Origin of the sequence: Aquamicrobium sp. LC103 (assembly GCF_001014615.2) — a bacterium.
GTDB lineage: Bacteria > Pseudomonadota > Alphaproteobacteria > Rhizobiales > Rhizobiaceae > LBCQ02.
The window spans coordinates 301,693-314,480 of sequence record NZ_LBCQ02000001.1 but is presented as its reverse complement, the minus strand read 5'-3'; the positions used below and the strand labels follow the sequence as shown (position 1 = coordinate 314,480).

Genomic DNA, 12,788 nt, shown 5'->3' with positions numbered 1-12,788 from the left:
CCGTAAACGGGATACGCCCCCTTGTCTCTGTTGGAAATTTACTGGAGAACGCTCCGATATCTCGCTGCCGAAAAGCGTAAGGTCGCATTCATCTGCACCGCCAACGTCATTCTGGCACTGATCACGATAGTGGAGCCGATACTCCTCGGTCGCGTCATCGACACCATCTCGGATGGTGGAGAGATCTTCCACACGCTTGCCCTTTGGGCGGGCTTGGGGATTTTCAACATCGTGGCCTTCGTCCTCATCGCGCGCAACGCGGATCGGCTGGCACATCGCCGCCGCACCGACGTGCTCGTCGAATCCTTCAACAACGTCATCTCCATGCCGCTGGCCTGGCACCATCAGCGCGGCACGTCGAACTCGCTGCACACGCTGCTGCGCGCCGTCGAGGCGATGTTCGGACTGTGGCTGGAATTCATGCGCCAGCATCTGGCGACGGCCGTCGCGCTGGTGCTTCTGGTTCCGACCGCCCTGTCGCTCGACGTGCGCATGTCGATGGTGCTCCTGTGCCTCGGCTCGCTCTACGTCGCCATCAACCGCTTCGTGATGCGCAAGACCAAGGAAGGTCAGGCGGCCGTCGAGGGCCACTACCACCAGGTCTTCGCCCATGTCAGCGACGCGGTCGGCAACGTCTCCGTGTTGCAGAGCTACAACCGCGTCGCTCACGAGACCCAGGCGCTGAAGCGTCTCACCGAAAGGCTCATCTCCGCGCAGTATCCGGTGCTGGACTGGTGGGCGCTGGCGAGCGCGCTGAACAAGCTTTCCTCCACGATCGCCATGCTGATCGTGCTGATCATCGGCTCGGTGCTGGTCAGCCGCGGCGAATTGCGCATCGGCGACGTCATCGCCTTCACCGGCTTCGCCACGCTGCTCATCAGCCGCCTCGACCAGATCACCGGTTTCGTCAACCAGGTCTTCGAGGCTCGCGCCAAGCTCGAGGAATTCTTCCGGATGGAGGATGCGATCGACATCCGCAACGAGCCGGAAGACGCGATCGAGCTCGGGCATGTGACCGGTCACGTGCGCTTCGAGAATGTGAGCTTCCGCTTCCCCGGCTCGCATCACGGCGTGCAGGACGTGTCCTTCGACGTGCCGGCCGGCAAGACCGTGGCGATCGTCGGCCCGACGGGCGCCGGCAAGACGACGCTGATCAATCTTCTCCAGCGCGTCTTCGATCCCGATTCCGGCCGCATCCTCATCGACGGCGTCGATACGAGGAGCGTCACCCGCCACTCGGTTCGCAGCCACATGGCGACTGTGTTCCAGGATGCGGGCCTGCTCAACCGCTCGATCGAGGAGAACATCCGCGTCGGGCGCGACGGCGCCGGCTACGAGGACGTGCACGAAGCCGCCCGCGCGGCTGCCGCCCAGGACTTCATCCTCGCCAAGAGCGAGGGCTACGACACGCTGGTCGGCGAGCGTGGCGGGCAGCTTTCCGGCGGCGAGCGCCAGCGTGTCGCGATTGCGCGCGCCATCCTCAAGAACGCGCCCATCCTCGTCCTCGACGAGGCGACCAGCGCGCTCGACGTGGAGACCGAGGAGCAGGTCAAGCAGGCGATCGACCATCTGCGCCAGGATCGCACGACCTTCGTCATCGCCCACCGCCTCACCACCGTGCGCGATGCCGACATGGTCGTCTTCATGGACAATGGCCGCATCGTCGAGATGGGCGGGTTCGACGAGCTCTCGCTGCGCAACGGCCGCTTCGCCGGTCTCTTGCGCGCCGGCGGGCTGCTCAACGACGACGAGGTTCGTCGTCGTGCCCATATCGCGGCGGTCGAAGCCGCCTGACCTTCGCCGCCACCGCATCGAAAAGGCCGCGCACCGAGCGCGGCCTTTTTTCTTGAGCGCTGCCCGGTCGGTCAATCCTCCTGCAGGATCTTTTCGATGTCGTCGACCGGATGGTTGGTGAGCGTCTTCGGGATCTCGCCGACGATCTTCCCCCCGACCTCCTTGTGAAGCTCCTTGCGCAGCTCGCCGAGCACGAGCGGCGGCGCCACCAGCACCAGTTGCTGGAAGTCTCCCCGGTGCGCCATCTTGTAGAGACGACCGGCGATCTCCTTGGCGAAGCGCTCCTTTTCGACCCGGTGCCAGTCCGTTTCCTGCACCGCGCTCTTGTGCATGCTCGGCCCGTCGTTGAAGCGGCCGGGCCGGTCGGTGCCCTGCTCGTGCGTCGATGGATTTGGTTCGCGCACCTCGCGGAACACCTCGAGGTTGGGGTAGGTGGCGTCGCCCTCGTTGCGCAGGAAGAGAGCCTTCTCGCCGTCGGCGACCACCACCCACATGTCGTGTTTTAGCCTGATGCCGGACATTTAGCGCTCCTTTCGCCTCGTTCTTCGGTGAGTACGCATAACGAAGGCGCGAGCGCCGCGTTCCGGCGCGCGCGCACAGGTCGGGGCCGGCGGAGAAAATATTTCCGTCAAGCCAGGCGTCCGCAGAAAAGCGATTGCGCCGGCAAATCCGCCGCGCGAGCCCATTCCTTCATGTTCGCCGGGCTTGCAGCCAGTATGCGCTCCATGCCAACGACGCTGCCGGAATTGTCATCAGTGACGCCGAAACTGACCGCCTTCCCCGTCTTCATGCGGGTCGAGGGGCGTCGCGTCGTCATCGTCGGCGGCGGCGACGAGGCGCTTGCCAAGGCGCGGCTCCTCGCCCAGTCGGCGGCGGCGATCTCCGTGGTCGCCGCGCGCCCGGAGCGCGAGCTCGTCGCCTGGGCTCCGGCCAACGGCGTCGCGATCGTCGAGGCCTCCTACGAGCCGCGCCACATCGAAGGCGCGGCGCTGGTCTTCGCGGCGACCGGCGAGGAGGAGGCCGACCGGGCGGTGGTGCGCGATGCGCGTCGTCTCGACATACCCGTCAACGCGGTCGACCGGCCGGAACTTTGCGATTTCTTCACGCCCGCGCTCGTCAACCGGGCGCCGGTGGCGGTGGCGATCGGCACCGAAGGCGCCGGCCCGGTGCTGGCGCAGATGATCCGCGCGCGCATCGATCAGATGCTGAGCCCGTCGCTCGGCATTCTCGCGAGCCTCGCGAACCAGTACCGCGCCGCCGCCGAGCGCCTGCTGCCGAAAGGTGCCGCGCGCCGCGGCTTCTGGAAGGAATTCTTCACCGGCGCGCCCGCGCGTGCCGTCGAAGCCGGCGATCGCGAGGATGCGCGCCGCGCCGCCGCCGCGCTCCTGCGCGATGGCGGCCGGGCCGCCGGCCATGTCGCGCTGGTCGGCGCCGGGCCGGGCGCGGAGGATCTCCTGACGCTGCGCGCCCATCGCCTGCTGATGGAAGCCGATGTGATCGTGCATGACGCGCTGGTGCCGGAAGCGGTCATATCGCTCGGCCGGCGCGACGCGGAGCGCATCGCCGCCGGCAAGCGCAAGGGCTGCCACTCCAAGACGCAAGCCGAGATCAACGAATTGCTGGTCGCGCTCGGACGCGCGGGCAGGCGCATCGTGCGGCTGAAGTCAGGCGATCCGCTGGTGTTCGGCCGCGCCGGCGAGGAGATGCAGGCGTTGCGCGATGCCGGCATTTCCTACGAGGTCGTGCCCGGCGTCACCGCCGCCTTTGCCGCCGCCGCCGATTTCGAGCTTCCGCTCACCCTTCGTGGCGTCGCATCCTCCCTGGTCTTCACGACCGGCCACGATCTGAAGGGGGCCGCCCTGCCGGACTGGGCGAAGCTTGCCATCGATGGCGCCACTGTCGCCGTCTATATGGGCCGCTCGACCGCCGCGGAAGTGGCGGCGAGGCTGGCCGCGGCCGGGCTCTCGCCGGACACCGCCGTCGCGGTGGTCGAGAACGCCAGCCTCGGCCGGCGGCGGCTGTTCCACGGCACGCTCGCCGACCTGCCGTCGCTGCAGGACCGCGCCGATCTTGACGGTCCGGTGATGACGATCATCGGCGATGCGGTCGCCGGAGCCAATTTCGAAAGATCCGAACCGCTGGCCGCGCGCATCGGCGCCGAGGCGGCGGCGTGAACGTGAAAGGAAGCATGCGATGAAAGTGCTGACTGCAAATCGCCTTGCCGACGGCGAAGCCGTGTGGCTCGCCTCGGACCATTCCTGGGCCGAAACGATCGATGCGGCCGAGATTGCCCGCGATGTCGGCATCGAGGAGAAGCTGCAGCGTGCCGGCCGCGCCGCCTATCTCAAGAACGAGGTTGTCGATGTCGACCTGATCGACGTCGAGCTGGTCGATGGCGTCGTGCGCCCCGTCCGCCTGCGCGAGCGCATTCGCGCCGCCGGCCCCACCAACAGAACCGATCTGGGCAAGCAGGCCCGTCCGCAGGTGGCCGCCGCGGCGTGACACTCCGCGCGGCGCGCATCGTCAGGGAAAAGTGAAGCATGTACCGCTATGACGAATTCGACCACGGTTTCGTGAAGGCGCGCGTCGCGGAGTTCCGCGATCAGGTCGAGCGCCGGCTCGCCGGCGAGATCACCGAGGACCAGTTCAAGCCGCTGCGCCTGATGAACGGCGTCTACCTGCAGCTTCACGCCTACATGCTGCGCATCGCGATCCCCTACGGCACGCTCAATTCGCGGCAGATGCGCATGCTCGCCCGCATCGCCCGCGTCTACGACAAGGGCTACGGTCATTTCACCACGCGGCAGAACATCCAGTTCAACTGGCCGGCGCTCTCCGACATTCCGGCGATCCTCGACGATCTCGCGAGCGTCGAGATGCATGCCCTGCAAACGTCCGGAAACTGCATCCGCAACGTGACCGCGGACCATTTCGCCGGCGCCGCCGCCGACGAGGTTGCCGATCCGCGTCCCTATGCCGAGATCCTGCGGCAATGGTCCTCCGTCCATCCGGAGTTTTCCTACCTGCCGCGCAAGTTCAAGATCGCGGTGACGGGCGCCGAGCGTGACCGCGCGGCGATCCAGGTCCACGACATCGGGCTGCATCTGAAGAAGAACGCGGAAGGCGAGCTGGGCTTCGCCGTCTATGTCGGCGGCGGGCAGGGCCGCACGCCGCTGGTCGCCAAGAAGATCCGCGACTTCCTCCCCGAGGCCGACATGCTGTCCTATGTGACGGCGGTCATGCGGGTCTACAATCTCAACGGCCGCCGCGACAACAAATACAAGGCGCGCATCAAGATCCTGGTTCACGAGACCGGCACGGAAGAGCTGACCCGCTGGGTCGAGGCCGAGTTCGCCGCGCTCAAGGATAGCGAGCTGAAGCTGCCCGAGGCCGACATCCGCGCGATCGAGGAGTATTTCTCGCCGCCCGCCCTGACGGCGCGCCCGGAAGGCGACCAGTCGCTCACGGCCGAGCAGCTCGACAACCGCAACTTCCAGGCCTGGCTGCGGCGCAACGTCGTCACCCACCGCCATCCCGACTATGCGGCCGTCACCATTTCGCTGAAGGGCATCGGCGAGGCGCCGGGCGACGCCAGCGACGCGCAGATGGATGCGATCGCCGACATCGCGGAGGAGCTTGCCTTCGACGAGATCCGCGTCACCCACGAGCAGAACCTCGTCCTGCCGCATGTCGCGCGCGCGGATCTGAAGACGGTCTACGACCGCCTCGTCGCGATCGGTCTCGAAACCGCCAATGCCGGGCTCGTCACCGACATCATCGCCTGCCCCGGCCTCGACTATTGCGCGCTTGCCAATGCGCGCTCCATCTCGGTCGCCCAGGAGATTTCCCGCCGCTTCGCGTCGCAGGAGCGGCAGGAGCGGATCGGCGAGCTGAAGCTGAAGATTTCCGGCTGCATCAACGCCTGCGGTCATCATCATGTCGGCCATATCGGCATTCTCGGCGTCGAGAAGAAGGGCGCGGAGCTCTATCAGGTCACGCTCGGCGGCTCGGGCGACGAGAACACCTCGATCGGCGAGATCATCGGCCGCGGCTTCGGCCCGGAGGAGATCACGGACGCGATCGAGACGATCGTTGAAACCTATCTCGGCCTGCGCGATAAGCCGTCCGAGACCTTCCTGGAGGCGTATCGCCGGGTCGGTCCTGCTCCGTTCAAGGAAGCGCTTTATGGAAGCCAGGCAAAAGCCGCGTGACGCCGGACGCGAGACGTTCGAGGAGGCCGCCTTCCTCGAGACGCGTTTCGGAAGGCTCGCGCCGCAAGAGATAATCGCGCTGTCGGCGGAGCGTTTCGCCGAGGGCGGCATCGCCACGGTTTCCTCCTTCGGCGCCGATTCGGCGGTTCTTCTCCACATGGTCGCCGCGATCGACCCGAAGCTGCCGGTGCTGTTTCTCGACACGGGAAAGCATTTCGGCGAGACGCTCGACTATCGCGACCGGCTCGTGGACGATCTCGGGCTTGTGGACGTCCGCATCGTCACGCCGCTGCCCGAGGCGCTCGACCGCGACGATCCCGACGGCAGGCTGCACCTTTCCGACACCGAAGCCTGCTGCGCCATCCGCAAGGTCGAGCCGATGGCGCGTGCGGTGGCGCCCTTCCATGCATGGTTCACGGGCCGCAAGCGCTTCCAGGCCTCCACCCGCAAGGTCATGCCGGTTTTCGAGGCGGTGGGCGAACGCGTCCGCGTCAACCCGCTGGCGCAATGGACGACCGAGGATCTGGCGGCCTATATGCGCGAGCATGCGCTGCGCGAGAACCCGCTCGTCGCCTTCGGCTATTTCTCGATCGGCTGCTTTCCCTGCACCCAGCCGACCAAACCCGGCGAGGACCCGCGCGCGGGCCGCTGGGCCGGGCAGGCCAAGACCGAATGCGGGATTCACCTGACGGGCCTGGAAAAATCCCTGACCCCGTCCTCCCTATAGGATCATCGATGACCGAGACCACCACGCCAACGCCCAGGCTCTGGACGCCGCAAGGTTTTCGCGAGGACGAATGGCGCCACGCCGAAAGCGTCGACGCGCTGGGCGGAAACGCCAAGGTCATCCTGCCGCTCGAGGCGTTCCTCGCGCTCGACGGCGAGGCACGCGAGCGCGCGGCCGGCTCGGTCGGCGTGCAAATCCTTCCGGGCGAGAAGCTGGACGCGATCGTGCCGCACCTCGCATCCCTGCCGTTGGTGTCGCTCGCCTTTCCGGCCTTCAGCGACGGCCGGTCCTATTCCAAGGCGTTGCTGCTGCGGGACCGATACGGCTATGCCGGCATCGTCCGCGCCGCCGGCGACGTGCTCATCGACCAGATTCCGCTGATGCTGCGGACGGGTTTCAGCGAATTCGAGGTGACGAACGAGACGGCGCTGCGCCGGCTGGAGGAAGATCGCCTCGGCGGCATTCCGTTCCACTACCAGCCGAGCGCCAGGCCCGCCCAACCGGGTGTCCGCTACTCCTGGCGGCGCCAGCCGGCCGTCTGAAATCCACACTTCGGGCCATGGGCGGTTGCATTTGCCGCCGATGGGCCTATATCCGTGACAGTCATTACGGCGCCCGATATTCGTTCGGGTCCAATCTCCCGTGTTCGGCCTCTGCTTTGGCCTTGTTTCGGCGCCGCTTTCGCTGAGTTGCCCTGTCGACTCACTTAGATGTCCGCATCACGTTTGCGGGCGAATTCAACTTGAAAGTCAGGAAAACCATTGCAGGTAGTCGTACGCGATAACAATGTCGATCAGGCTCTGAAAGTCCTCAAGAAAAAGATGCAGCGCGAAGGCGTGTTCCGCGAGATGAAGGCGCGCCGCTCATATGAGAAGCCGTCCGAGAAGCGCGCCAGGCAGAAGGCGGAAGCCGTCCGCCGCGCCCGCAAGCTCGCCCGCAAGCAGGCGCAGCGCGAGGGCCTTCTTCCTGCCCCGAAGCGCAAGGCGCGCCCGACGGGCCGCCCGGCGCGTCCCGCCCCGAGCGCGGCATAGTCATCATCGATATTGCTTATTTATCTGGCGCCGGCCGGCGTTTTCGTCGGCCGGCTTCACCCGCGCGCCAGGCGCGGCTCCTCCTCCGCCCGGTCGAGCTCGCCGAGCAGCTTTCTCATGCGTTCCGGCAATACCGGATCCGGCCTGAAGACGGGCAGGCGCGAGAGCAGGCGGCGGTTGGTTTCCGTTCCCGCCTCCCGCAGGATAAGCGCTGAAAGCGCCTTCTCCCCATCCTCGGTTTTCTTGCTGTTCCTAGCCATGGTCTCCATCCGAATTGGGTAGGAAGAACCCATTTCCGGCTTGGATGGTTCCCAAAAACCCGCGGTCGCACAATCACAAGTGCGAAACAGGGTAAAGTTTTAATTAAATCGCGCCGATCCGATCGACTTCGGATTTGCCGCGCAAACAGTAGAAACGCCGCCCACCCAAGGATGCGCGGCGCGAATGCTTGGCGTTATACGTCGAGATTGGCGACGGAGAGCGCGTTCTCCTGGATGAAGTCGCGGCGCGGCTCCACCTCGTCGCCCATCAGGCGCGAGAACAGCGAATCGGCGTCGGTCGCGTCGTTCACCTTGACCTGCAGCAGCGAGCGCACGTTCGGATCGAGCGTCGTCTCCCAGAGCTGCTCCGCGTTCATCTCGCCGAGACCCTTGTAGCGCTGCATGGTCAGGCCCTTGCGCCCGGTGGCGAAGACCGCGTCGAGCAGCGCCATCGGGCCGGCGATCGTCTCCGCGGTCTCGCGGCGGCGAAGCACCGGCTGACGCTCGTAGATTTCCTGCAGCCGCGACGCATAGCGGTCGATGGCGCGGGCGTCGGCCGAGCCGATGAGGGCGGCGTCCAGCGTGACGATCTCCCGCACGCCGCGCACCGTCCGCTCGAAAACCAGGCCGCCCGCGCCGGTGTTGGAGGGATTGACCCGGCCTTCCCAGCCGCGCTCGGTCTCCTCCGAGATCATATCGAGCCGCTTGGCCACATAGGCGGCCGCCTCGGCGGCGCGGCCCGGATTGGAGAGGACTTCCGGGTTCAGCGCGCCCGCGATCGCCGCCTGTTCGACGACCGGGCGCGAATAGCGCGTGTGCAGGCCGTTGACGAGCGAGCGAACCGCCAGTGCGTCGTCGATCGCCGCGCGCAGATCCTGCCCGGAGCGCGCCTCGCCATTGGCGAGGTCGAGCACGGTTTCCTCCAGCCCGGAGCTGATCAGGAATTCCTCGAAGGAACGCTCGTCCTTGATGTATTGCGAACTCTTGCCGCGGCTGACCTTGTAGAGCGGCGGCTGGGCGATATAGAGGTGCCCGCGCTCGATCAGCTCCGGCATCTGCCGGAAGAAGAAGGTGAGGAGCAGCGTGCGGATATGGGCGCCGTCGACGTCGGCGTCCGTCATGATGATGATCTTGTGGTAGCGCAGCTTCTCGGCGTTGAACTCGTCCTTGCCGATGCCGGTTCCCAGCGCCGTGATCAGCGTGCCGATCATGTCGGAGGAGAGCATGCGGTCGAAGCGGGCGCGTTCCACGTTGAGGATCTTGCCGCGCAGCGGCAGGATCGCCTGGTTCTGGCGCGAGCGGCCGCTCTTGGCCGAGCCGCCGGCCGAATCACCCTCGACGATGAAGATTTCGGACTTCGCCGGATCGCGTTCCTGGCAGTCGGCGAGCTTGCCCGGCAGCGAGGTGATGTCGAGCGCGCCCTTGCGGCGGGTCAGCTCGCGCGCCTTGCGCGCGGCCTCGCGCGCGGCGGCCGCTTCCACGACCTTGCCGATCAGCACCTTGGCCTCGGTGGGATGCTCTTCCAGCCACGTGCCGAGCGCCTCGTTGACGAGGCTTTCGACGACCGGCCGCACCTCGGAGGAGACCAGCTTGTCCTTGGTCTGCGAGGAGAATTTCGGGTCGGGCACCTTCACCGAGAGAACGGCGGTCAGGCCTTCGCGGCAGTCGTCGCCCGTCAGCGAGACTTTTTCCTTCTTGGAAATGCCCGAGGATTCGGCATAGCCGGTCACCTGCCGCGTCAGCGCGCCGCGGAAACCGGCCAGATGCGTGCCGCCGTCGCGCTGCGGGATGTTGTTGGTGAAGGCGAGCACGTTCTCGTGGTACGAATCGTTCCACCACATCGCCACCTCGACGGTGATGCCGTCGCGCTCGGAGCGGATGGCGATCGGCGAGGCGATCAGCGGCTTCTTCGCGCGGTCGAGATATTTGACGAACTCTTCCAGCCCGCCCTCGTAGAGCAGTTCCTGGCTCTTCACGTCCGCGTGGCGCGCATCGGTCAGGATGATGCGCACGCCGGAATTGAGGAAGGCGAGCTCGCGCAGCCGGTGTTCCAGCGTTCCGTAGTCGAACTCGACCATGGTGAAGGTCTCGGGCGACGGCAGGAAGGTGACTTCGGTTCCGGTCTCGCCGCCGGCATCGCCGGTAACCTTCAGGGGGCTGTCGGCGACGCCGTGGGTGAAGGCCATTTCGTGGATCTGGCCCTTGCGGCGGATCTTGAGCCTCAGCCACACCGAAAGCGCGTTGACGACCGAGACGCCGACGCCGTGCAGGCCGCCGGAGACCTTGTAGGAGTTCTGGTCGAATTTGCCGCCGGCATGGAGCTGCGTCATGATGACTTCCGCGGCCGACACGCCTTCGGAAGGATGGATCTCGGTCGGAATTCCGCGGCCGTTGTCGGTCACCGTGCAGGAGCCGTCCGGATTGAGCGTGACGGTGACCTTGGTGGCATGGCCGGCCAGCGCCTCGTCGATCGCGTTGTCGACGACCTCGTAGACCATGTGGTGCAGGCCCGAGCCGTCATCGGTGTCGCCGATATACATGCCCGGCCGCTTGCGCACGGCATCGAGGCCCTTCAGGACCTTGATCGATTCCGCGCCATATTCTGCCTGTGCGGCGGTGCTGTCGTCGGGCATGTCGCTCATGAAAATCCGTTCTTGTCTGTCATGGAACCGGCGCGTCTGTCCTACCCCGAATCACGCGCCCGAAACTCTCCAAGATATAGGGGTTGAAGGCGGATTTTCCAAGGTTTTCGGCCCCAATGAGTGGGGATGAAGGCCTTTGCCGGGCGAAGTTCCGGCGCTTTTCGTCGCACCGCCGCCCTGCCGCGCTCCCAGGTCGAAAAATGACCGACAAATGACCATCCGGGATTTGCCCTGCGCAAGCCGTGTTCCTAGATTGAAGCAAACGGAAAGAGGTCATGGACACACAGCCAGCGCCATTCGTCCCGCCGGCGCCCAAGCCGAGGGGCGCGCCGCCTTCCACGCTGCAGATGCTGCGGATCGTCTACCGCAATCCGCTCGAACTGTGGGGCGAGCCCTCCTACAACGAGCCGTGGATATCGATCTCCACCGGCATCGGCGGTCCGCTGGTGATCGCCAACGATCCCGGCCTCATTCGCCACATCCTCGTCGACAACGCCAGGAACTACCGCATGGCGCGGGTGCGCCAGAAGATCCTGCGGCCGATCCTGCGCGACGGCCTCCTGACGGCGGAAGGCGACGTCTGGAAGCGCTCGCGCAAGGCGATGGCGCCGGTCTTCACGCCGCGCCACATCGCCGGCTTCGCCCGGCCGATGCACGAGCGCACGATCGCCTTCGCCGAGCGCTACGAGAACGCCGCGGAGCCGGTCGACGTCGTCCGCGACATGACCATGCTGACCTACGATATTCTCGCCGAGACGCTGTTCTCTGGCGAGGTCGCCGGCGAGCCCGGCAGCTTCGCGCACCAGGTCGACCGGCTGTTCGAGACGATGGGCCGCGTCGATCCGCTCGATCTCATCGGCGCGCCGGACTGGCTGCCGCGCTTCACCCGCATTCGCGGACGCCGCTCGCTCGCCTTCTTCCGCGGCATCGTCGCCGAGACGATGCGGCTGCGCAAGGCGAAGCTCGCGCGCGATCCGAAGGGCGCGCCCGAGGATTTCCTGACGCTTCTCCTGAAGGCCGAGGGGCCTGACGGGCTCGGCTCGGCGGAAATCGAGGACAACATCATCACCTTCATCGGCGCCGGCCACGAGACCACGGCCCGCGCGCTGGGCTGGGCGCTCTATTGCCTCGCCGAGGCGCCGTGGGAGCGCGAGCGCGTCGAGGCGGAGATCGACGCGGTGCTTCCCGCCGTCCCTGATCCCGTGAACTGGCTCGACGCCATGCCCTTCACCCGCGCCGCCTTCGAGGAGGCGATGCGGCTCTATCCGCCCGCGCCCTCGATCAGCCGCGAGGCGATCACGCCGGACCGCTACGGGGATCTGGAGATCGTCAGGGGCGCGCAGATCCAGATCATGCCCTGGACCGTCCACCGCCACCGCAAGCTCTGGAAGGAACCCGACGCCTTCATGCCCGAGCGGTTCCACCCGAAGAACCGCGACGCCATCGACCGCTTCCAGTATCTCCCCTTCGGCGCCGGCCCGCGCATCTGCATCGGCGCGACCTTCGCCATGCAGGAGGCGGTGATCGCGCTCGCCGTCCTGATGTCGCGCTACCGCTTCGATCCGGTTCCCGGAAGCCGGCCCTGGCCGGTCCAGAAGCTCACCACGCAGCCCGACGGCGGCCTGCCGATGACGGTGACGCGGAGATAGCAACCGACCCGTCGCCCGGTTTCGGCACGTCAGCGTTCCGCCCCGCCTAAGTGCCGCCCCGCCAACCTCCAGCGTCGGCGATTTGCCGCCCCATCTCCCCTTCGTCATCCCAGGGCGGAGCCGGAGCGCAAGCGCAGGCGCAGACCCTGGGATCCATGCCTGAGCCGTCCGGCCGCGCGGTGCGGCGCAAGCCTGCGTTCTGAACCGTCCCGCCTTCGTCGCCGCTCCGGCATGGATCCTCGGGTCGAGCCCGAGGATGACGAAGCGGGGAGGCCGCCGCCCAATTGGCCACCACAGGCGTTCTGCGCCGGCGAAGTGTCGCCCGCCGACCTCCAGCGTCGGCGATTTGCCGATCCGGCCCCGCGCGAGGCTGCGCGGGCCCTGCGTTCTGAACCGCCCCGCCTTCGTCGCCGCTCCGGCATGGATCCTCGGGTTGAGCTCGAGGATGACGAAGCGGAAAGGCCGCTGCCTCAT

The 12,788-nt window shown here is 66.6% G+C and carries 11 protein-coding genes; 8 read left to right on the top strand and 3 right to left on the bottom strand.

Annotated elements, in window-relative coordinates:
- The first annotated feature begins 21 nt into the window (after positions 1 to 21).
- Complete coding sequence (locus XW59_RS01575) at positions 22 to 1,794, top strand: glucan ABC transporter ATP-binding protein/ permease (protein ID WP_047145355.1); 1,773 nt, start codon at positions 22 to 24, stop codon at positions 1,792 to 1,794.
- A 71-nt stretch (positions 1,795 to 1,865) separates the two neighbouring features.
- Here the strand turns inward: XW59_RS01575 and XW59_RS01570 are convergent, their stop codons facing one another.
- Complete coding sequence (locus XW59_RS01570) at positions 1,866 to 2,315, bottom strand: host attachment family protein (RefSeq protein WP_047145354.1); 450 nt, start codon at positions 2,313 to 2,315, stop codon at positions 1,866 to 1,868.
- 225 nt (positions 2,316 to 2,540) lie between these two features.
- On the opposite strand from XW59_RS01570, the gene cysG reads away from it, so the two are divergent.
- The 6 genes from cysG to rpsU all read left to right on the top strand — a co-directional run bounded on the left by cysG (position 2,541) and on the right by rpsU (position 7,763).
- Complete coding sequence (cysG, locus tag XW59_RS01565) at positions 2,541 to 3,968, top strand: siroheme synthase CysG (RefSeq protein WP_136068204.1); 1,428 nt, start codon at positions 2,541 to 2,543, stop codon at positions 3,966 to 3,968.
- A 19-nt stretch (positions 3,969 to 3,987) separates the two neighbouring features.
- Positions 3,988 to 4,296, top strand: a complete 309-nt coding sequence (locus tag XW59_RS01560) for a DUF2849 domain-containing protein (protein ID WP_047145353.1) — start codon at positions 3,988 to 3,990, stop codon at positions 4,294 to 4,296.
- 38 nt (positions 4,297 to 4,334) lie between these two features.
- A complete protein-coding gene (locus XW59_RS01555; protein ID WP_047145352.1) occupies positions 4,335 to 6,005 on the top strand; it encodes a nitrite/sulfite reductase in 1,671 nt (556 codons plus the stop codon).
- On the top strand, positions 5,980 to 6,732 hold the full coding sequence (locus XW59_RS01550; protein ID WP_047145351.1) for a phosphoadenylyl-sulfate reductase: 753 nt from the start codon (positions 5,980 to 5,982) through the stop codon (positions 6,730 to 6,732). Before XW59_RS01555 ends, XW59_RS01550 begins: the two co-directional genes overlap by 26 nt.
- A gap of 8 nt (positions 6,733 to 6,740) precedes the next feature.
- Positions 6,741 to 7,274 (top strand): DUF934 domain-containing protein, encoded by a 534-nt coding sequence (locus XW59_RS01545; protein WP_047145350.1) that lies wholly within the window; start codon positions 6,741 to 6,743, stop codon positions 7,272 to 7,274.
- Positions 7,275 to 7,493: 219 nt separating this feature from the next.
- Positions 7,494 to 7,763, top strand: a complete 270-nt coding sequence (gene rpsU, locus XW59_RS01540; protein WP_047145349.1) for a 30S ribosomal protein S21 — start codon at positions 7,494 to 7,496, stop codon at positions 7,761 to 7,763.
- 56 nt (positions 7,764 to 7,819) lie between these two features.
- Here the strand turns inward: rpsU and XW59_RS01535 are convergent, their stop codons facing one another.
- Both XW59_RS01535 and gyrB read right to left on the bottom strand, forming a co-directional pair.
- Positions 7,820 to 8,023, bottom strand: coding sequence for a hypothetical protein (locus XW59_RS01535; protein ID WP_136068170.1), 204 nt, complete (start codon positions 8,021 to 8,023; stop codon positions 7,820 to 7,822).
- Positions 8,024 to 8,217: 194 nt separating this feature from the next.
- Entirely contained in the window at positions 8,218 to 10,665 is a 2,448-nt protein-coding gene (gene gyrB / locus XW59_RS01530) for a DNA topoisomerase (ATP-hydrolyzing) subunit B (protein WP_137326959.1), read from the bottom strand.
- Positions 10,666 to 10,940: 275 nt separating this feature from the next.
- Here gyrB and XW59_RS01525 point away from each other — a divergent pair, with 275 nt between their 5' ends.
- Positions 10,941 to 12,314: a cytochrome P450 gene (locus XW59_RS01525; RefSeq protein ID WP_047145346.1), complete on the top strand. Its 1,374-nt coding sequence runs from the start codon at positions 10,941 to 10,943 to the stop codon at positions 12,312 to 12,314.
- The last annotated feature ends 474 nt before the right edge of the window (positions 12,315 to 12,788 follow it).

Excerpts from the sequence above, each read along its gene's own strand:
- XW59_RS01545 (WP_047145350.1), top strand. The coding sequence starts at position 6,741 with ATGACCGAGACCACCACGCCAACGCCCAGGCTCTGGACGCCGCAAGGT.
- XW59_RS01550 (WP_047145351.1), top strand. The coding sequence starts at position 5,980 with ATGGAAGCCAGGCAAAAGCCGCGTGACGCCGGACGCGAGACGTTCGAG.
- XW59_RS01570 (WP_047145354.1), bottom strand. The coding sequence starts at position 2,315 with ATGTCCGGCATCAGGCTAAAACACGACATGTGGGTGGTGGTCGCCGAC.
- XW59_RS01560 (WP_047145353.1), top strand. The coding sequence starts at position 3,988 with ATGAAAGTGCTGACTGCAAATCGCCTTGCCGACGGCGAAGCCGTGTGG.
- XW59_RS01525 (WP_047145346.1), top strand. The coding sequence starts at position 10,941 with ATGGACACACAGCCAGCGCCATTCGTCCCGCCGGCGCCCAAGCCGAGG.
- XW59_RS01535 (WP_136068170.1), bottom strand. The coding sequence starts at position 8,023 with ATGGCTAGGAACAGCAAGAAAACCGAGGATGGGGAGAAGGCGCTTTCA.
- gyrB (WP_137326959.1), bottom strand. The coding sequence starts at position 10,665 with ATGAGCGACATGCCCGACGACAGCACCGCCGCACAGGCAGAATATGGC.
- XW59_RS01555 (WP_047145352.1), top strand. The coding sequence starts at position 4,335 with ATGTACCGCTATGACGAATTCGACCACGGTTTCGTGAAGGCGCGCGTC.